This window comes from Pseudarthrobacter sp. N5 (assembly GCF_050157035.1).
GTDB lineage: Bacteria > Actinomycetota > Actinomycetes > Actinomycetales > Micrococcaceae > Arthrobacter.
Genome location: NZ_CP189593.1, coordinates 2,172,716 through 2,191,813, shown reverse-complemented (window position 1 = coordinate 2,191,813; position 19,098 = coordinate 2,172,716). Strand labels below are relative to the sequence as shown.

Here is a 19,098-nt window from a genome sequence, read left to right as displayed (position 1 = left end):
TGGCTGCTGGGCTGGACTCAGATGTCCAACAGCCACAGTTTAGTGCGGAGTTCCCCACGGCGGCAGTGCCGGAGAGGCACGGAATTCTTCGATACGGCGAGAACCCTTAGGAATCGGCACCTGTGCTGAATCGCATCAGCAACCCGATGGCGATGATCACAACTCCCCATGTGACGCCCAGGATGACCGTGAACCTGTTGAGGTTTTTCTCTGCAACACCGGAGGAGCCCAGACCTGAGCTCATGCCCCCGCCGAACATGTCGGAGAGACCGCCGCCGCGCCCCTTGTGGAGGAGGATGAGCAACGTCAGCAGAAGACTGGTGATGCCCAGGAGAATCTGCAGAATGACATGAAGAACGTCCACGACGGCCTTTCAGAAGTTGGGAATTGCGGGAGTCTCGCCTGTATCCGGACTAATCCGTCACCAGGTGACTCTCGAACCTGACAATATTAGCAAACTCGGCGGGATCCAGGCTTGCCCCGCCCACCAACACGCCGTCGACGTCGCGCTCGTTCAGGATTGCCGCCACGTTGTTGGCCTTGACTGAACCGCCGTAGAGCAGCCGGACTTTGGCGGCGACGTTACCGTCGAACAGTTCACCGAGTTCCGCCCGGATGGCGGAACACATTTCCTGGGCATCTTCCGGGCCGGCAACTTCACCGGTGCCGATGGCCCACACCGGTTCGTAGGCAACCACGAGCTCAGCAGCCTGTTCGGCAGTAAGGCCCTGCACATCGGCTCGGAGCTGCTGCAGAGTGTGCTCCACATGGGTTGCTGCCTGACGGACTTCCAGGCCTTCGCCAATGCACAGCACCGGGGTGACGCCGTGGCGGTAGGCGGCCTTGACCTTGGCGTTCAGGACGTCGTCGGACTCATTGTGGATGGTGCGCCGTTCGCTGTGTCCCACCAGTACGTACTTGCAGCCCAGCTTGTTCAGGAACTGACCGGAGGTGTCGCCTGTGTAGGCGCCGGAATCAAACTGGGACAGGTCCTGGCCGCCGTAGGCGATGTCCAGTTCGTCGCCCTGGACGAGGGTCTGGACGCCGCGGAGGTCCGTAAACGGCGGGAAGACGGCAACTTCCACACGGTTGTGGTCATGCCTGGCGTCGGTTAACGTCCAGGCCAGTTTCTGCAGGAGGGTGATGCCCTGGACGTGGTCCATGTTCATCTTCCAGTTGCCCGCAATGAAGGGCATGCGGTCGAATGTGCCGTTCGTTGACGTTGTCACGTGTGTTCTCCAAAATTGCTTGTTATGTGAAAAGCCGGCAGGATGCCCGTGGGCGTCCTGCCGGCTGGAGTTTCTAGCGGTCCAGGACGCTCAGTCCCGGCAGTTCCTTGCCTTCAAGATACTCAAGGCTGGCTCCGCCACCGGTGGATATGTGGCCGAACTGGTCATCATCAAAGCCGAGCGTGCGTACCGCGGCCGCGGAGTCGCCGCCACCAACCACAGTGAAGGCGTCTGCTTCCGTGAGAGCCTTCGCAACGGCGCGTGTGCCGCCGGCAAAAGCATCAAATTCGAAGACACCCATCGGGCCGTTCCAGAACACGGTCCTGGCACCCTTGATACGGTCCGCAAACGCCGCGGCTGAATCCGGACCAATGTCCAGGCCAATGCCCGCCGCGCCAAAGCTGCTGCTTTCAATGGCCTCTGCGCTGACCGTTTCGTGAACGGCGTCCGCAGCGAACTTCGCGGCAACCACAACGTCACTCGGCACAATGAATTCAGTACCGGCGTCCGATGCGCGACGCAGGTAATCCTGCACCACCGGAATCTTGTCCACTTCCAGCAGGCTGCCGGCCACCTTGTGGCCCGCAGCTGCCAGGAAAGTGAACAACATGCCGCCACCCACAAGGATGCTGTCCGCCTTGCCGATCAGGTTGTCGATGACTGCGAGTTTGTCGGATACCTTCGAACCGCCAAGGACCACCACATAGGGGCGCTGGGTGTCGGCGGTCAGCTTGCGCAGGACCTCGACTTCAGTGTGCACAAGGTCCCCCTGATACGACGGAAGCCGGGTGGCGACGTCGTACACACTTGCATGCTTCCGGTGCACGGCACCGAACGCGTCATCAACAAAGGCGCCGTTCTCACCCGTGAGCGCAACGAGCTCATCGGCGAAAGCACCCCGATGGGTATCATCCTTGCTGGTCTCACGGGCATCGAAGCGCACGTTTTCCAGAACGAGGACTTCGCCGTCCTGCAGCGAGGCTGCAAGGTCCTTCGCTGACTCACCGACGGTGTCATCCGCCAGGGAGACCTTGAACGGGGCAAGTCCGGCCAGCCGGTCCACGGCGGGCCTCAGCGAGTATTTCTCTTCCGGGGCGCCCTTGGGCCGTCCCAGATGGGCTGTTACCAGCACGCGTGCACCGGCGTCTGTGAGCTTTCCCAATACTGGCAGGGAGGCCCGGATGCGGCCGTCGTCAGTCACTGTAGAGCCGTCGAGCGGCACATTCAGGTCACTTCTGACCAGAATGTACCGCCCGCGGACACCATCAGCGATTAGTTCGTCGAGGGTGTGGAATGTCATGTGTCTAACCCTAGCCCAGCTTGGCTGCGACGAGCTCCGTGAGGTCCACCAGACGGTTGGAGTAGCCCCACTCGTTGTCATACCAGGAAACAACCTTGACCTGGTTGCCGATCACCTTGGTGAGTCCGGAGTCGAAGATCGAGGACGCGGGATCGCCCACGATGTCGGAGGAGACGATGGGATCCTCCGTGTAGCTCAGGATGCCCTTGAACTGCTCGGACTCCGAAGCTGCCTTGAGTGCAGCATTGACCTCGGCGACGGTAACCTCCCGGGAAACGGTGACGGTGAGGTCGGTGGCAGAGCCGGTGGGAACCGGCACGCGGATGGCGTAGCCGTCCAGCTTGCCCTTCAGCTCCGGAAGCACCAGGCCGATTGCCTTGGCCGCACCGGTGGACGTCGGGACCATGTTGATGGCCGCGGCGCGTGCACGGCGGAGATCGCTGTGCGGGCCGTCCTGCAGGTTCTGGTCGGCCGTGTAGGCGTGAATGGTGGTCATGAGGCCACGCTCGATGCCGAAGGCGTCATTGACTACCTTGGCCAGCGGGCCGAGGCAGTTGGTGGTGCAGGAAGCGTTGGAGATGATGTGGTGCGCTGCCGGGTCGTAGAGTTCGTGGTTGACGCCCATCACGATGGTGATGTCCTCGTCGGAGGCCGGAGCGGAAATCAGGACCTTCTTGGCGCCGGCGTCGATGTGCTTCTGCGCAGCGGCTGCCTTGGTGAAGAAGCCGGTGGATTCGATGACGATGTCGACACCCAGCTCGCCCCATGGCAGCTTGGCCGGATCGCGCTCGGCGAGGACCTTGATGATGTTGCCGTCAACGATGAGGTTGCCCTCCTTGACCTCAACGGTCTCCTTCAGGCGGCCGCCCACGGAGTCGTACTTGAGCAGGTGGGCCAGGGCTTCCGGGCTGGTGAGGTCGTTGACTGCAACGATCTCGATGTCGGCACCCTGTGCGAGTGCTGCGCGGAAGTAATTGCGGCCGATGCGGCCGAAGCCGTTGATACCAATACGGGTCGTCACTTTTTCAGTCTCCTTGGTGCTCTTGCGAACACGACTAGTTGAGTCGGCATTCAAGCCAACTAACAGATCCCGCACGCCATTGGGCAGAGATGATTACCAGATCGGAGGGCGACCAGCCACATTGCTGAAGGCTAACCGCCTTCCGTGATCCATCTTACGTTTAAGAAGGTCTGCCCCCGCAAGCGCGGGGGCAGACCGTCCACGATTCGGCCCGAAACGGTCCAAATGTGAAGTTTGTTACAGGTGGGTGTATTTCACCTCACCCTTAGAGGGTAATGAGGCCAGTTGCGTTCTTGCGCGCTCCGTCGAAGCGCTTGGCGACGTCGGCCCAGTTGACGATGTTCCAGAAGGCCTTGACGTAGTCGGCTTTGACGTTGACGTAGTCGAGGTAGAAGGCGTGCTCCCACATGTCGAGCATCAGCAGCGGGGTGGTACCCAGTGCGACGTTGCCCTGCTGGTCGTAGAGCTGCTCGATGACGAGGTTGCCGCCGATGGGCTCGTACGCCAGGAAGGCCCAGCCCGAGCCCTGCAGGCCCAGCGCGGCCGCGCTGAACTGGGCACGGAATGCGTCGAAGGATCCGAAGGCGTCCTCGATCGCAGCTGCCAGCTCACCTTCCGGCTTGTCGCCGCCGTCCGGGGACAGGTTGTTCCAGAACACCGAGTGGTTGACGTGGCCGCCGGTGTGGAAGGCCAGGTCCTTGGAAAGCCGGTTGATGTTGGCGAAGTCGCCCTTGTCGCGGGCCTCGGCCAGCTGTGCCAAGGCGTTGTTGGCGCCCGTCACGTAGGCGGCATGGTGTTTGCTGTGGTGCAGCTCCATGATCCTGGCTGAAATGTGGGGCTCCAGCGCTGCGTAGTCGTAGCTGAGTTCTGGCAGTACGTACTCGGTCACAAAATCCTCCAATGTCGTGGACGGGTTGTCCGGTTCGGTAACTCTCGGATCCGGATGGCTGAGCACCCGGAAATTTCCGGCGACGGATAGCCTGACGGCCCTGCCGCTCCCGTGGGCATAACCTCCGGGCTGCAGCAGGTATTTCCGTCACCGCTTTCGATTCTAGGCGGGGTGCTACTCGTCCAGCATTTCAGGCGTCACATTGGCATCCGTGCCCGGGATACGCAGATCGGTGGCCCGTTTGTCCGCCATGGCCAGCAGCCTGCGGATGCGGCCGGCAATGGCGTCCTTGGTCATGACCGGATCAGCCAGCCGGCCCAGTTCGTCCAGGCTCGCCTGCTTGTGGGCGACCCGGAGTTCACCGGCGTACTTGAGATGCTCCGGGACATCGTCGCCGAGGATCTCAAGGGCGCGGTCCACCCTGGCCCCGGCGGCCACAGCAGCCTGGGCCGAGCGCCGGAGATTTGCGTCGTCGAAGTTTGCCAGCCGGTTGGCGGTGGCCCGGACCTCCTTGCGCATGCGCCGTTCCTCCCAGACCATCAGTGCATCGTGCGCGCCCATGCGGGTGAGAAGGGCGGCGATGGTGTCTCCGTCACGGATGACTACCCGGTCCACTCCCCTGACTTCCCGGGCCTTGGCCTGGATGCCGAGCCGCCGCGCGGCCCCCACCAGGGCCAGTGCGGATTCCGGTCCGGGGCAGGTGACCTCCATCGAGGAGGACCGGCCGGGTTCGGTGAGGGAACCATGGACCAGGAACGCGCCCCGCCAGACCGCCTCGGCATCAGCTGCCGAGCCGTTGACTACCGCAGAGGGAAGCCCGCGTACGGGCCGGCCACGGGCGTCAAGGAGTCCTGTCTGGCGTGCCAGTGACTCGCCGTCGCGCACCACCCTCACCACGTAGCGGCTGCCGCGGCGCAGGCCTCCGCCGGACACTACTATGATCTCGCTCTGGTGCCCGTAGACTTCTGCGATTGCCGCCCTGAGCCGGCGGGCCGTGGAGGCCAGATCGACCTCGGCCTCGATGACGATCCGGCCGGAAATGATGTGCAGTCCGCCGGCGAACCGGAGCATCGCCGAGACTTCAGCCTTGCGGACTGAGGACTTCTTGACGTCCAGACGGGACAGTTCTTCTTTAACCGATGCTGTCAGTGCCATGGCACCTTCCTAACTGTTCCCGAAAATATCGTGGTAAGCCGTTGCCAGACGCAATGGATCATGGACCGGACGGCGGCCAGACGCACTCACTTTACCCAAGACCACCTCGGCTCCGATCATTCCGGCGGCCTTCTCGAATTCCGCCATGTCCGCGACAGAGGCCGGGTCGGCGAGCACAACGTCAACGCTGAAGCCGGGCGCGTATTTGCGGAGCGCGTGAAGGTGATCTGCTGCTGACATCCCGGACGTCTCCCTGGTGTCCGTGGCCAGGTTCATGGTGAGGCAGCGTTTTGCCGCGGTGTCACACAAGGCCTGCCGGATTTCCGGCAGCAACAGGTGCGGAAGAACAGAGGTGTACCAGGAACCCGGGCCCAGAATCACCCAGTCGGCCAGTTCGATGGCGGTCAGCGCTTCGATGCACGCCGGTGCGGACTCCGGCAACAGGCGGACACTCTCCAGGGAGCCCGCAACGGCACACTTCGCCTGGCCCCTGACGGTCTGTAAGGTGCGTGTGCCGTCCGGAGCCGAGACACGGACGTCTCCTTCGATGGTCAGCGGCACCGTGGACATGGGCAGTACCTGGCCGCGGGCACCGAGCAGCGCACCGGCCCATTTCAGACCCGCCACAGCATCGCCGAGAAGCTCCCACAGCGTGACGATGAGCAGATTACCCATGGCATGTTCATCCAAAGAACCGCCTGTGCCTTTACCCGGTTGGAAACGGTGCTGCATAACATCCCGCCACGTCCGCCCCCAGTCGGTGTCGTCGCAGAGCGCGGACAGCGCCATGCGCAGATCCCCGGGAGGGAGGACACCGTACTCCTCCCTGAGACGGCCGGAGGAACCGCCGTCGTCTGCAACTGTGACTATTGCCGTGAGCTCAGAGGTGAGGAGACGCAGCGCCGACAAGGATGCCGACAACCCATGGCCGCCGCCCAGTGCCACAACGGAGGGTCCTTTGTCCTGCTGGCCTGACATCGCACCGTTTGCGGGCGGGATGAGCGGCAGCGGCCCGGTAAGCAGGCCCATTATTCGCGGCCCAGGTCCCGGTGCGTGGTGGTCATGGTAACGCGTGGATATTGAGCCAGTTTTTTGGAAAGTTCGACGGCGACCGCCACCGATCGGTGCTTCCCGCCGGTGCATCCCACTGCGATGGTGGCATAGTGCTTGTTTTCCCGGCGGTAGCCGTCCAGCACCGGTTCAAGTGCCCTCACATAGCGTTCCACAAAGGACTTGACGCCCTCTGCTTCCAGGACGTATTCACTCACATCCTTGTCAAGGCCAGTGTGCGGACGCAGTTTCGGGACCCAATGCGGGTTGGGGATGAACCGGACGTCTGCCACATAATTCGCGTCGACCGGCAAACCGTATTTAAAGCCGAAGCTCATGACATTAAGCCGCAGCGCCACCGGACCGGAGTCGCTGAACAGTTCGGTGATGGCCGTCGCGAGGCCATGGACGTTGAATGCCGACGTGTCCAGCACAACATCGGAAGTCTCGCGCAGCTCCTTGAGCAGCTCCCGTTCGGCGGCTATCCCGTCAAGGATCCGGCCACCCTCCTGCAGCGGATGCGGGCGTCGGCCTTGCTCGAATCGGCGGACCAGGACGTCGTCATTGGCATCCAGGAACAAGACGCGGAACGTGACGCCACTTGCTGCCAGAGCCCCCAGCGCAGCACGGATATCGGCAAACAATGCCTTACTGCGGACATCAACCACCACCGCGAGCTTGGGGATGGACTGCGGTGCATGGGATACCAGTTCGGCAAGGGTGCCCAGCATCTGTGGAGGCAGGTTCTCTACGACGTACCAGCCGTGGTCCTCCAGTGCATCCGAGGCCGTACTGCGGCCTGCCCCGGACATTCCGGTCACCACGAGCAGTTCCGCTTCAACGGGTTTGACCGGCGTCAGGCCGTCATTCTCCGTCCCGGACCCTGCCGTCGACTCTGCCATTACCCCAGCCCCATTCCTGCCATGAATTCTGTGTGCAACGGCATGTGCCGAATACCCGCTCCTTACCCTAGCTAAGTTTCAAGGATTTCGCCGGTCGTCACGTTAATGGTCGGCACCGCATCCCCTGCCGAACCTGCCGCGGCAAAGTGGCTGACAATGGATGCGGCCAGCGAGTGTCCTATCCCCTTGGCGTACATCAGCTCGGTGGCCGACGCCGTCTTGATGCTCTTCACCGACCCGAAGCGGGCGAGCAATGCTTTTCGTTTGGCCTCGCCCAGACCCGGCACCCCGTCAAGGGCTGAGACCGTCATGGCCTTGCCACGCTTCTGCCGGTGGAAGGTGATGGCAAAACGGTGGGCCTCGTCCCGGATCCGTTGAAGGAGGTACAGGCCCTGTGACGAGCGGGGCAGGATGACCGGAAATTCACTGCCGGGGAGCCAGACTTCCTCGAGCCGCTTGGCCAGTCCCACCACGTATACGTCATCGATGCCAAGATCCGCCAATGCCCGGGCGGCAGCGTTGACCTGCGGTTTGCCTCCGTCCACCACCACCAGATTCGGCGGGTACGCGAATCTGTTCCGCGGGGCGGGCGTTGTGGTGTCCGGCACCACATTGTCAGCATCAGCCGGTGCCGGCCCGGGGTCCGGCAGCTGCGAGGATTCCACCTGGGCTGTTTTGTCCAGGAGGTAATGCCGGAAACGGCGGGTCAGCACGTCATGCATGGCTGCAGTATCGTCGGCGGCTGCCGCTCCGGTGACGGAGAACTTCCGGTAGTCGGACTTCTTCGGCAGGCCGTCCTCCACAACAACCATCGAAGCCACAACGTTGGTGCCCTGGACGTGCGAGACGTCGTAGCATTCGATCCGAAGGAGGGCCACGGGAAGATCAAGTGCCTCCTGCAGTTCCTGGAGCGCCTGCGACCTCACGGTCAGGTCGCCGGCGCGCCGTGTTTTATGAAGCTTCAGGGCGTGCTCAGCGTTTTCGCGCACCGTGGACATCAGCGCAGCCTTGTCACCCCGCTGCGGGACCCGGATATCAACTTTGGCGCCCCTCAGGCCGCCGAGCCACTCGGCCAGATCGGCCGAGTTACTGGGCTGCACCGGCACCAGGACCTCTCGGGGCAGTCTGCCGTGGCTGTCGCCGTCGTCGCCGTATACCTGCTGCAGCAGGTGTTCCACCAAGTCCGGAGTGCTGGAGTCCTCCACCTTCTCAACCACCCAGCCGCGCTGGCCGCGGACGCGGCCGCCGCGGACGTGGAAGACCTGGACAGCCGCTTCCAGCTCGTCCTCGTGGAGGGCAAAAATGTCAGCTTCTGTGTCCTCAGCCAAGACCACGGCATTTCGTTCGAATACTTTCCGCAAGGCGGAGATGTCGTCCCGGAGCCGGGCGGCTCGCTCGTAGTCGAGCTCGGCCACGGCCGCAGACATGTCCTTTGCCAATCTGGCGATGAAGCGCTTGGCCTCGCCGCCCATAAAGGAACAGAAGTCCTCCGCGAGTGCCCGGTGCTCCTCCGGAGTGACACGGCCGACGCACGGCGCGGCGCACTTGTCGATGTATCCCAGCAGGCACGGCCGGCCACTGGCCTGGGCGCGCTTCAGCACGCCCGGACTGCAGCTCCGTACTGGAAATACGCGCAGCAGCGTGTCCATGGTCTCCCGGATGGCCCCCGCCGTGTACGGGCCGAAGTATCGGGTTCCTTTCCGGCGGTCGCCGCGCATGACCTGCACCCTGGGGAACTTCTCCCCCATGGTCAGGGCCAGGTAGGGGTACGTCTTGTCATCACGGAACACCACGTTGAACCGCGGCTTGAATTCCTTGATCCACGTGTATTCGAGCTGAAGGGACTCCAGCTCGCTTCCCACCACAGTCCATTCCACGCTGCTCGCCGTGTGGACCATGGCGTGCGTTTTCGGTAACAGCCCTGCCGGGTTGGCGAAGTACGAGTTCAGCCTGGAGCGGAGACTCTTTGCTTTTCCCACGTAGATGACGCGGCCGTGGGGATCACGGAACCTGTAGACACCCGGGCTGGTGGGAATCTCACCCGCCTGGGGTCTGTAACTCGCTGGATCTGTCACTATCCCAGTCTACTGAGGTCCGCAGCGCGCGCTGCGCGGGGATTCAGCCTGCTGCACCTCGGTGTTACACCTCCGTGCTATTCGGCAGTTTTACCCTGGTTGTAGCTGGTGGAACGTTCCTGACCGGTCAGTTCGGCAATAGCGTCCATGATCCGGTCGGTGACTTGGCGGCGTGCCGGGAGGGAGTGATCCGGCCCCGTCTTGTCAAAGAACAGGGGTTCTCCCACCTTCATGATGAAGTGCTGCGGCTTGACCGTCTTGCGGTCAGCGGGCTGCAGGTGTTCCGTACCGATCAGGCCCACGGGGATGACCGGCGCTCCGGTAGTCAGTGCCAGCCAGCCGACGCCGGTCCGGCCCCGGTACAGGATTCCGTCACGTGAGCGGGTGCCTTCGGGGTAAATGCCGATTCCCTTGCCTGCTTCCAGGATGTCCAGGAGTGTCTTCAGTGCCTGGACGCTGGCGGCCTGCTCACCGCGTTCCACAGGGATGGAACCTACCGCCTCAAAGAATGACTTCATCACGCGACCCTTGACGCCGGTGGTGGTGAAGTACTCGGCCTTGGCGAAGAAGGCAACAGGCCGCGGCATCAGTGCCTGGACAATAACGCTGTCCAGGAACGAGAGGTGGTTCGGAGCCACAATGAACGGCCCGTCCTTGGGCACGTTCTCCAGCCCAATGACCGTTGGCCGGCAGGAACCGGAAATAAGCCCGCGGGTGGTCCAACGGATTGCATCAAACAGTGCCATCGTTTTGCACCTCGCTCATGGCCGCAGCGCGGACCGATTCCAGCCTGCCAATGGTCAGGAGCAGCGCATCGGTGCTGTTAACCACGGCCACTGCCCCCGCTTCTTGGAGTTCCCCATCACGCGCAAATCCCCAGCTGACGCCAATGCAGTCGAGCCCGTTGGCAATGGCTCCGGCGACGTCCTGTGCACGGTCTCCGATCATCACCGCGTGCTGCGTCCCCAGATCAGACAGGGCCGCTGCAATGATCCCGGTCTTGCCTACAGGTCCGCCGGCCGCCAGAGATTCATCCGCCGCCGACCCCCGAATGAACCCGAACAGGCCGTCTATCCCATGGTGTTCAAGAACCGTGCGGGCAAGGCCTTCCGGTTTCTGCGTGGCTACCGCGATGGGCCGGCCGGCTGCCACGAAGTCCTCCAGCAGCGTGCGTATTCCCGGATACAGCCGGCCTTGGGCAATGCCCCTGGCCAGGTAATACTGCCGATAGATGCGGATGACCTCATCCAGTTGCCTTGCCGGCACCCCCGCCACGGTCAGCAGTGAGTCACTGAGTTTGGGACCGATCATCGCGTCCAGCAGGTCCTGGCCGGGAACCGGGATGCCCAGCTCGCCGAGAGCCGAAGCAATTCCATCTGTTATTCCACCGGCCGGATCGACAAGAGTGCCGTCCAGGTCGAAGATCACAGGCACCGTTGATAGAGTCACCGGCCTAGTTTCTCACGACACCGCTGATGCCTGAAACTCGCATGCGCACAATGGAATACTTCCACACCGGCAAGCTTCGATTCGGGGCCGTGTCCGGAGCCGGGACTTCCTACCGCAGAATGTCGGCAAGGAATGAGGCCGTGTAGCTCTCGGTGGACTTTGCAAGCTGCTCCGGAGTACCCGTAGCCACGATCTGGCCGCCGCCGGAACCGCCGTCAGGACCAAGATCCACAATCCAGTCAGCACTCTTGATGACGTCGAGGTTGTGTTCGATGGTAATCACGGTGTTGCCCTTGTCCACGAGGCCCTGGAGGACCATCAGGAGCTTGCGGATATCCTCAAAGTGCAGACCCGTGGTGGGTTCATCCAGCACGTAGACGCTTCGCCCGTTGGAGCGCTTCTGCAGTTCAGCCGCGAGTTTGACACGTTGGGCCTCGCCGCCCGAGAGCGTAGTGGCAGGCTGCCCCAGGCGCACATATCCAAGCCCCACATCCACCAGCGTGTTGAGATGACGGGCTATCGGGGAGAAGGCAGCGAAAAACTCGGCACCTTCCTCTATGGGCATGTTCAGCACGTCAGCGATGGTCTTGCCCTTGTAATGTACTTCCAGCGTCTCGCGGTTGTAGCGTGCCCCGTGGCATACCTCGCAGGGCACGTAGACATCCGGAAGGAAGTTCATTTCAATCTTCAGTGTGCCGTCTCCGGAGCAGGCTTCGCATCTGCCTCCCTTGACGTTGAACGAGAACCGCCCGGGCTGGTACCCGCGGACTTTGGCCTCCGTGGTCTCGGCGAAAAGCTTGCGGATGTTGTCGAACACACCGGTGTAGGTGGCGGGGTTGGATCGCGGCGTCCGGCCGATGGGGCTTTGGTCCACGTGCACCACCTTGTCCAGGTGCTCCAGTCCCTGGACGCTGCGGTGGCGTCCGGCAACCTGCTTGGCACCGTTGAGCTTGTTCGCAAGCACCTTGTAGAGGATCTCGTTGACCAGCGTGGACTTGCCCGAGCCGCTGACGCCCGTCACAGCGGTGAATAGCCCAAGCGGGAAGGAAGCATCAACGTTGACCAGGTTGTTTTCGCGGGCTCCGATGACTTTGAGTTCACGCTTTTTGTCGTACTTGCGGCGTTTCTTGGGGATATCGATTTTTTTCCGGCCCGAGAGGTAATCGCCGGTGAGCGACGCTGTGTTCGCCAGGAGCTCTTGGTAGGAACCCGAGTGGACCACCTGGCCGCCGTGCTCTCCCGCGCCTGGCCCGATGTCCACAATCCAGTCAGCTTCCTGGATGGTGTCTTCATCGTGTTCTACCACGATCAGCGTGTTTCCAAGATCCCGCAGCCGTGTGAGGGTTTCGATCAGCCGCCGGTTATCGCGCTGGTGCAGGCCGATGGATGGCTCGTCCAGCACATAAAGGACGCCCACCAGGCCGGACCCGATCTGGGTGGCGAGCCTGATGCGCTGTGCCTCGCCGCCGGACAATGTTCCGGAGGGCCGTTCAAGGTTCAGGTATTCCAGCCCCACATCCAAAAGGAACGTCAGCCGGGCCTGGATTTCCTTAAGCACCTGATGCGCGATCTGCGTTTCGCGTCCCGTCAGCACCAGATTGTTCAGGAACTCCGCACACGCACGCATGGGCATCGCGGCAACATCCGCAATGGACTTGCCGTTGATCAGCACAGACAGGGATGCCGGGTTAAGCCGGGCACCTTTGCAGGCCGGGCACGGAATCTGCCGCATGTACTCCTCGTAGCGGTCGCGGGCCCAATCGGAATCGGTCTCGCCGTGCTTGCGATGGACGTATTGGATGGCGCCCTCGAAACCGGTGCTGTACTTTCGTTCCCTGCCGAAACGGTTCCGGTACTGGACCACCACATTGTGGTCCTTGCCGTGAAGAACGGTCTGGCGGATGTCGGCCGAAAGCTTTTCCCAGGCCGTATCCATGGAGAAATCCAGCTCCTTGGCCAGGCCCGCCAGCAGCCGGTTCCAGTACTCGGTGGTTGCAGTGCCCAGCGACCAGGGAGCAATGGCGCCCTGTGCCAGTGAAAGCTCCGGATTCGGAATGATGAGTTCCTCGTCCACCTCCAGCTTGGTGCCGATTCCGCTACATGCCGAGCAGGCGCCGAACGGGTTGTTGAATGAGAATGACCTCGGTTCGATTTCGTCGATCGCCAACGGGTGCTCGTTGGGGCACGCCAGGTTTTCCGAAAACGCCCTCAGCCGGTCCGGGGATTCAGCGTCGAGATCAACGAACTCTGTAAGAACCCTGCCTTCAGACAGTCCCAGAGCGGTTTCAACGGAATCCGTCAGGCGCTGGCTGATGCCGTCCTTGACCACCAGCCGGTCCACCACAACTTCGATGCTGTGCTTGAACTGCTTGCCCAGCTTGGGTGGCTCGTTGAGCTGGATCAGCTCACCATCCACCCGTGCCCGGGAATAACCCTTTGCTGTCAGCTCTTTGAAGAGCTCCACGAACTCTCCCTTCCGGCCCCGGACAACCGGGGCAAGAACTTGGAAGCGCGTTCCGTCCTCCAGCTCCAGAAGCTGGTCCACGATCTGCTGCGGAGTCTGTTTGGTGACAGGTTCTCCGCATACCGGGCAATGGGGCCGCCCCACCCGCGCCCACAAAAGGCGCATGTAGTCATAGATCTCGGTAATGGTGCCTACGGTTGACCGGGGGTTCTTGCTGGTGGACTTCTGGTCAATGGAAACCGCCGGCGATAGGCCCTCGATGAAATCGACGTCGGGCTTGTCCACTTGGCCCAGGAACTGACGCGCGTAGGCGGACAGTGATTCAACGTACCGGCGCTGGCCCTCCGCAAAGATGGTGTCGAACGCAAGAGAGGACTTTCCGGATCCTGACAGCCCGGTAAAAACGATCATGGCGTCCCGGGGCAGATCCAGATCAACGTTGCGCAGGTTGTGTTCGCGCGCGCCCTTGACCACGAGGCGGGACAGATCCGGCCGCACGGGTTTGACCCTCTCAATCGGAGCGGCGGGGGTCTGGGCGGCAACGGCTGTTTGTTCAACTACGGCTTTGGGCACGGACTAATGCTAATCGAAAACTTCTTCGAATTTCCATGCAGCACGTTATTCAGCATCATAGGCCGCGGCAAACAGCCGAACCGCCTCAGCGAAGGTGACCCCCTGCGCTTTGGCCGCGCCGGCAAATTCGGCGGCCGCAGCGGACAACACCTCCCAACGCGCGTCCCGAGCGCAGACCACTGTCCCGTTCCGGCCTCGGGTAGCCACAACACCGGCCGCCTCCAGCTCCTTATAGGCCCGGGCGACCGTATGCGGAGCCACGCCCAGGGCTTCGGCCAGGTTCCTCACCGCGGGCAATCGCGTTCCGGCCGCCAGCGTGCCACGGTCCACCTGTTCGATGACGTGCAACCTGAGCTGTTCAAACAGCGCCACCGAGCTGCTGCCATTCGGCTTCCAGCCCCCCGGGAAAGATTCAGCCACATTCACAACGCTGCCCCCAAAGGCCCGGGCAAGCCGCTGCGCCCGGAAAACTGTGCCCTGTACAAATCCGTATAGAAGCCGTTCGCAGCCAGCAGGTCCTGGTGACGGCCGGTTTCGACGATGCGTCCGTGGTCCATGACCACGATTAGATCAGCGTCACGGACTGTGGACAAGCGGTGCGCGATCACAATACTGGTCCGTCCCCGCCGGAGCCTCTGCATGGCCTGCCGGATGAGTATTTCCGTCCGGGTGTCCACGGAGCTGGTGGCCTCATCCAGGATCTGGACCCTGCGGCCGGCCAATTGGGCTCTGGCGATGGTGATGAGCTGGCGTTGCCCCTGGCTCAGCGCATCGCCGCCGTCGCCAAGCTGTGTGGAATACCCTTCGGGCAGGGCCCTGATGAAATGGTCAACATGGCTGGCCACGGCAGCAGCCACGATCTCGGCCTCGCTTGCCCCGGGCCGGCCGTATTCGATGTTCTCCCTGATGCTCCCGGTAAAGAGCCAGGCGTCCTGCAACACCATTCCGAATCCCGAGCGCAGCTCGTCCCTGTGGATGGCGGCAATGTCCATGCCGTCAATGGTGATCCTGCCGGAGTCGATTTCGAAAAAGCGCATCAGCAGATTAACCACCGTGGTCTTCCCTGCCCCGGTTTGACCCACAATGGCCACGGTCTGCCCCGGTTCGACGACGAAGGAAAGGTCTTCAACCACGGGCGCGGACGGGCGGTAGCCGAACGTCACGTGGTCAAAGACGATGCGCCCGCCTGCCCCCGCCGCGGCACCTTGTCCGCCCGCTTCCGCCGGGATCTCCTCCGCGTCCAGGAGTTCAAAAACCCGCTCCGCCGAGGCAGCGCAGGACTGCATAAGAGCGAGCATTCCGCCGATCTGGCCCATGGGCTGGGTGAACAGGCGGCTGAACTGGATGAACGCCTGGATTCCACCAATGGTCAGGACCCCTGCCGTCACCTGCAGGGCTCCCACAACCGCCACCACAATGTAATTGAGGTTGGAGACGAACACCATCAGCGGCTGGACAATTCCGGACAGGTACTGGGCACGGGTCGCGGTCCGCGCCAGGCCCCGGTTGCTGGTGTTGAAGATTGCGGCGGAGGCCTCCTGATGTCCGAAGGCCTTGATGACCTCGTGACCGGTGACAAACTCCTCGACGTGGGCGTTCAACTCACCGGTGGCCTTCCACTGATCCCTGAAGTGCCCCTGTGATTTCCGGGCAACCAGCGCAGTGATAAAAATGGAAGGCGGCACAGAGGCCAGGGCCAGGGCCGCAAGGAGCGGCGAAATCCACAGCATCATGGCAAGCGCCCCGCACAGCATCAGGACGGACATGATCAGCTGGGTAAGCAACTGGTTGAAGGCCTGGGAGATGTTGTCGATGTCGTTGGTGGCACGGCTCAGCACGTCGCCCCGGGTCTGCTCCTGGAAATGGGTGGAGGGCAATCGGTGAAGCTTGTCCTGAACGGACTCCCGAAGTCCATAGATGAGGCGCTGCGCGGCGCTCGCCGTCAGTACGCCCTGGGTCCAGCTGAACAGTGAAGCGCCGATGTACATCAGCGCAACAACCAGGAGCAGCGATTCGAACCTGCCTTGGTTAAAAGTCCTGTCCAAGACAGCAGCCACTACAACGTCGGTGGCGTCGCCGAGGAGTTTGGGTGCGGCCACGTTCAGCGCGACGAACCCACACGTGGCCGAGACCGCAGCACCCATCCGCCATCTGACGGGGCCCAGCAGTGCGAGCAGCCGGGCCATGGCCGGCCAGAACCTGGCCGGTGTCGCTTCACTGTCTTCTACAGCGGTCACGGCGAATCCTTAAGCTCCAGCTGGGAGGCGGCTATTTCGCGGTATGTTCTGGAAGTCCGGAGAAGCTCCCCGTGCGTCCCCCGCGCCACAACACCTCCGTCGTCGAGCACCACTATCAGCCCGGCATCAATGATGGTGGCGACACGCTCAGCCACGATAATCACCACTGCCTCTGCCACGATGGGCACCATGGCATCACGGAGCCGGGCATCGGTGGCGTAGTCCAGGGCCGAAAAGCTGTCATCGAAAAGGTAGATTGAAGCCTTCCGGAGCAACGCCCTGGCAATACAGAGACGTTGCCGCTGCCCCCCGGAAAAGCCTTGGCCGCCCTGCCCCACCACTGCCTGCAGGCCCTCCGGCACTAATCGAACGAACTCCTCCGCCTGCGCTGACCGGAGGGCCCCCCACAGCTCCTGATCTGATGCCATCGGAGACGCTACCCGCAGGTTCTCCGCCACGGTGCCGGTAAAGAGGTATGCCTGCTGCGGCACCACAGCCATACATCCCCGCAGATACTCCAGCGGTACCGAGCGTATGTCCAGGCCGTTGATGGTGATCGTGCCGGCCGTGGCGTCGAGGAACCGGGGCAACAGGTTCAGCAGCGTTGATTTCCCGCAGCCCGTTGAGCCGATGATGGCGGTGACGGTTCCCGGGGTGGCAGTGAAGGTGACGTCGCCGAGCACGGGCGCCTCTGCTCCGGGGTAGGCGAACCCCACGCCGTGAAACTCCACGTCCCCGTGCAGCGCCGCTGCCGGTCCTTGCGCCGTCCCGGGGATGGTTGTACCTGGCCCGTCCGCTATAGCCGGATCTGTGTCCAGTACAGCCTGGATCCTCTCCGCGCAGACTGACGCCCTGGGCGCGGTCATAAGGACGTACATGGCCATCATGATGGCCATCAGAATCTGAAGGATATAGGCGATGAACGCCGTCAACGCGCCCAGCTGCATCTGTCCGGCCTGGATCCTGTGTCCGCCGAACCAGACCACGGCCACGGAAGAAAGGTTCACCACAATCATGATTAAAGGAAGCATGCCGGCCACCAGTAACGCTGACTGGAGGTTGTTCATGGTGAGCTTTCGGTTCACTGCGGCAAAGCGGCGCACCTCGTGTTTCTGCTGCACAAAGGCGCGGATAACGCTGGAACCGATGATCTGTTCCCGGAGGACTCCGCTGATGCGGTCTATGAGCCCTTGGCCCGCCCGGTAGAGCGGAACCAGGCGCCGCACGATGAGGAACATGATCAGCAACAGCAACGGCACAACGGCAATCACGATGCCGGAGAGCCCCGTATCAAGGTGAATTGCCAAGGCAATGCCGCCGATCCCCATCACCGGAGCCGCCACGAGCATGGTGAACACCAGTACCACCATGGACTGGATCTGCTGGACATCGTTAGTTGCTCTTGTCACGAGGCTTGGTGTGCCAAAACCGGCGATTTCCTGCGAGGAAAGATCCTGTATCCGGTCGAACAGCTCACTGCGGAGTTGGCGGCCAAGCGACATCGCCACGATGGCGCTGAGGTATCCGGCAGCCAGGGCAGCGAGTACCTGCACGGCGGCGAGGGCAGCCATCCAGCCGCCCAGCCGGAGAATCAGCTGGGTATCGCCTTTGACGATACCGTCATCAATCACAGCGGCATTGAGCGTCGGGAGGAGAAGGTTTCCGGCTGTCTGGACCAGCTGCAGGAGCACAATGGCGGCCACGGCAGACTTGTGGCCGGCGAGCAGCCGGATCAACATGCCAAAGAGCACCTTACCTCCATTGGTGGACCGGGAACGGGATCGGAATCTGCAAGACGCCAACCCCTACGCCGCCCAGCCATTGTAAACCCAGCAACTATGCCCTTACTGTCACACGATGTGACGCTTTCTGTATACCCACATACCAGGCATAACCCCGGGTGGATTTTCCGTGTCAGAGACGCTTTCGGCCTACCGCGAAAATCCTACGGAACGGAAAGACGGTTCCGTGCTCCATTTCCGGATAGGCCACGTCCAGCAACGCCGAATACTCCGCCTCGAAGTCTGTGGCTTCCGCCGGCGACAAGGCCGCGAGAACCGGACGCAGCCCTGTCCCCCGGACCCAGTCCAACACCGGGTTCTTTCCGGGAAGCAGCTGCTGGTAGGTGGTTTCCCAGGCGTCAGCGCTGAATCCGGCGTCGAGCATGATCTTGAGGTAACCGGCAGGCTCAGCCACAACGTCCCGGTGCCGAAGGACCCCGCCAAGCTTCTTCACCCACCCCGCAGATTCCGCCAGTTCACGCATCAGGACGTGCGATGGCAAGCCGAAATTGCCGGGGACCTGCAAGCCAAACCACGCTCCCGGTGGGAGCGCGGCCAGCCAGCGGGACAGCAACTCCTGGTGTCCAGGCACCCACTGCAGCGCGGCGTTGGTGACCACGACGTCCGTTTCCGGGGCCGGCGTCCACTCCGCGATATCGGCCAGCGCAAAGCGCAGCCGCGGTGCGGCTACGGAATGCAACGCAGTTTTCGCCAGCATCTCGGCAGAGGAATCAAGACCGAGTACTTCGGCGTCCGGCCAGCGGTCGGCGAGTGTGGCGGTCAGGTTGCCCGGGCCACAGCCAAGATCCACCACGCTCCGGGGCGCTTCGGCGTGGATGCGGCCCGTCAGGTCAAAGTAGGGCCTGTCCCGGTAATCACCGAACTGGATGTACTTAGCCGGATCCCATTTCATGTGTGCCTCCAGTGACTGCTGACGGTTCCCACATCGTGAGCCTAACCCCGGCGCACGCTT

16 protein-coding genes are annotated in these 19,098 nt (G+C 62.5%); all 16 read right to left on the bottom strand.

What is annotated here, in order from left to right; translation table 11 throughout:
- Window positions 1-106 precede the first annotated feature (106 nt).
- Window positions 107-364 (bottom strand): preprotein translocase subunit SecG, encoded by a 258-nt coding sequence (secG, locus tag ACQCST_RS10560; protein ID WP_426995743.1) that lies wholly within the window; start codon window positions 362-364, stop codon window positions 107-109.
- 49 nt (window positions 365-413) lie between these two features.
- Window positions 414-1,229 (bottom strand): triose-phosphate isomerase, encoded by an 816-nt coding sequence (gene tpiA, locus ACQCST_RS10555; protein ID WP_426995742.1) that lies wholly within the window; start codon window positions 1,227-1,229, stop codon window positions 414-416.
- A gap of 73 nt (window positions 1,230-1,302) precedes the next feature.
- Window positions 1,303-2,529 (bottom strand): phosphoglycerate kinase, encoded by a 1,227-nt coding sequence (locus ACQCST_RS10550; protein ID WP_426995741.1) that lies wholly within the window; start codon window positions 2,527-2,529, stop codon window positions 1,303-1,305.
- 10 nt (window positions 2,530-2,539) lie between these two features.
- Window positions 2,540-3,550: a type I glyceraldehyde-3-phosphate dehydrogenase gene (gene gap, locus ACQCST_RS10545; protein ID WP_426995740.1), complete on the bottom strand. Its 1,011-nt coding sequence runs from the start codon at window positions 3,548-3,550 to the stop codon at window positions 2,540-2,542.
- Between the two features lie 265 nt (window positions 3,551-3,815).
- Window positions 3,816-4,439: a superoxide dismutase gene (locus ACQCST_RS10540; protein ID WP_426995739.1), complete on the bottom strand. Its 624-nt coding sequence runs from the start codon at window positions 4,437-4,439 to the stop codon at window positions 3,816-3,818.
- Window positions 4,440-4,613: 174 nt separating this feature from the next.
- Window positions 4,614-5,594: a DNA-binding protein WhiA gene (gene whiA / locus ACQCST_RS10535; protein ID WP_426995738.1), complete on the bottom strand. Its 981-nt coding sequence runs from the start codon at window positions 5,592-5,594 to the stop codon at window positions 4,614-4,616.
- 9 nt (window positions 5,595-5,603) lie between these two features.
- Window positions 5,604-6,623, bottom strand: coding sequence for a gluconeogenesis factor YvcK family protein (locus ACQCST_RS10530; RefSeq protein ID WP_426995737.1), 1,020 nt, complete (start codon window positions 6,621-6,623; stop codon window positions 5,604-5,606).
- Complete coding sequence (gene rapZ / locus ACQCST_RS10525) at window positions 6,623-7,546, bottom strand: RNase adapter RapZ (protein ID WP_426995736.1); 924 nt, start codon at window positions 7,544-7,546, stop codon at window positions 6,623-6,625. Before rapZ ends, ACQCST_RS10530 begins: the two co-directional genes overlap by 1 nt.
- A 71-nt stretch (window positions 7,547-7,617) precedes the next feature.
- Window positions 7,618-9,621: an excinuclease ABC subunit UvrC gene (gene uvrC / locus ACQCST_RS10520; RefSeq protein WP_426995735.1), complete on the bottom strand. Its 2,004-nt coding sequence runs from the start codon at window positions 9,619-9,621 to the stop codon at window positions 7,618-7,620.
- Between the two features lie 77 nt (window positions 9,622-9,698).
- Window positions 9,699-10,367: a lysophospholipid acyltransferase family protein gene (locus ACQCST_RS10515; RefSeq protein ID WP_426995734.1), complete on the bottom strand. Its 669-nt coding sequence runs from the start codon at window positions 10,365-10,367 to the stop codon at window positions 9,699-9,701.
- Window positions 10,354-11,070 (bottom strand): HAD hydrolase-like protein, encoded by a 717-nt coding sequence (locus tag ACQCST_RS10510; protein ID WP_426995733.1) that lies wholly within the window; start codon window positions 11,068-11,070, stop codon window positions 10,354-10,356. The genes ACQCST_RS10515 and ACQCST_RS10510 overlap by 14 nt, the downstream gene beginning before the upstream one ends.
- 109 nt (window positions 11,071-11,179) lie before the next feature.
- The gene (uvrA, locus tag ACQCST_RS10505; protein ID WP_426995732.1) at window positions 11,180-14,107 is read right to left on the bottom strand and encodes an excinuclease ABC subunit UvrA; all 2,928 of its coding nucleotides are present in this window, start codon (window positions 14,105-14,107) and stop codon (window positions 11,180-11,182) included.
- A gap of 45 nt (window positions 14,108-14,152) precedes the next feature.
- Window positions 14,153-14,527, bottom strand: a complete 375-nt coding sequence (locus ACQCST_RS10500; RefSeq protein ID WP_426995731.1) for a GntR family transcriptional regulator — start codon at window positions 14,525-14,527, stop codon at window positions 14,153-14,155.
- Between the two features lie 2 nt (window positions 14,528-14,529).
- Complete coding sequence (locus ACQCST_RS10495) at window positions 14,530-16,344, bottom strand: ABC transporter ATP-binding protein (RefSeq protein WP_426995730.1); 1,815 nt, start codon at window positions 16,342-16,344, stop codon at window positions 14,530-14,532.
- A complete protein-coding gene (locus ACQCST_RS10490; protein ID WP_426995729.1) occupies window positions 16,341-18,083 on the bottom strand; it encodes an ABC transporter ATP-binding protein in 1,743 nt (580 codons plus the stop codon). The genes ACQCST_RS10495 and ACQCST_RS10490 overlap by 4 nt, the downstream gene beginning before the upstream one ends.
- A gap of 175 nt (window positions 18,084-18,258) precedes the next feature.
- Window positions 18,259-19,038 carry a trans-aconitate 2-methyltransferase gene (locus tag ACQCST_RS10485; protein WP_426995728.1) on the bottom strand — a complete coding sequence of 260 codons (780 nt, stop codon included), beginning with the start codon at window positions 19,036-19,038 and terminating at the stop codon, window positions 18,259-18,261.
- Window positions 19,039-19,098 lie beyond the last annotated feature (60 nt).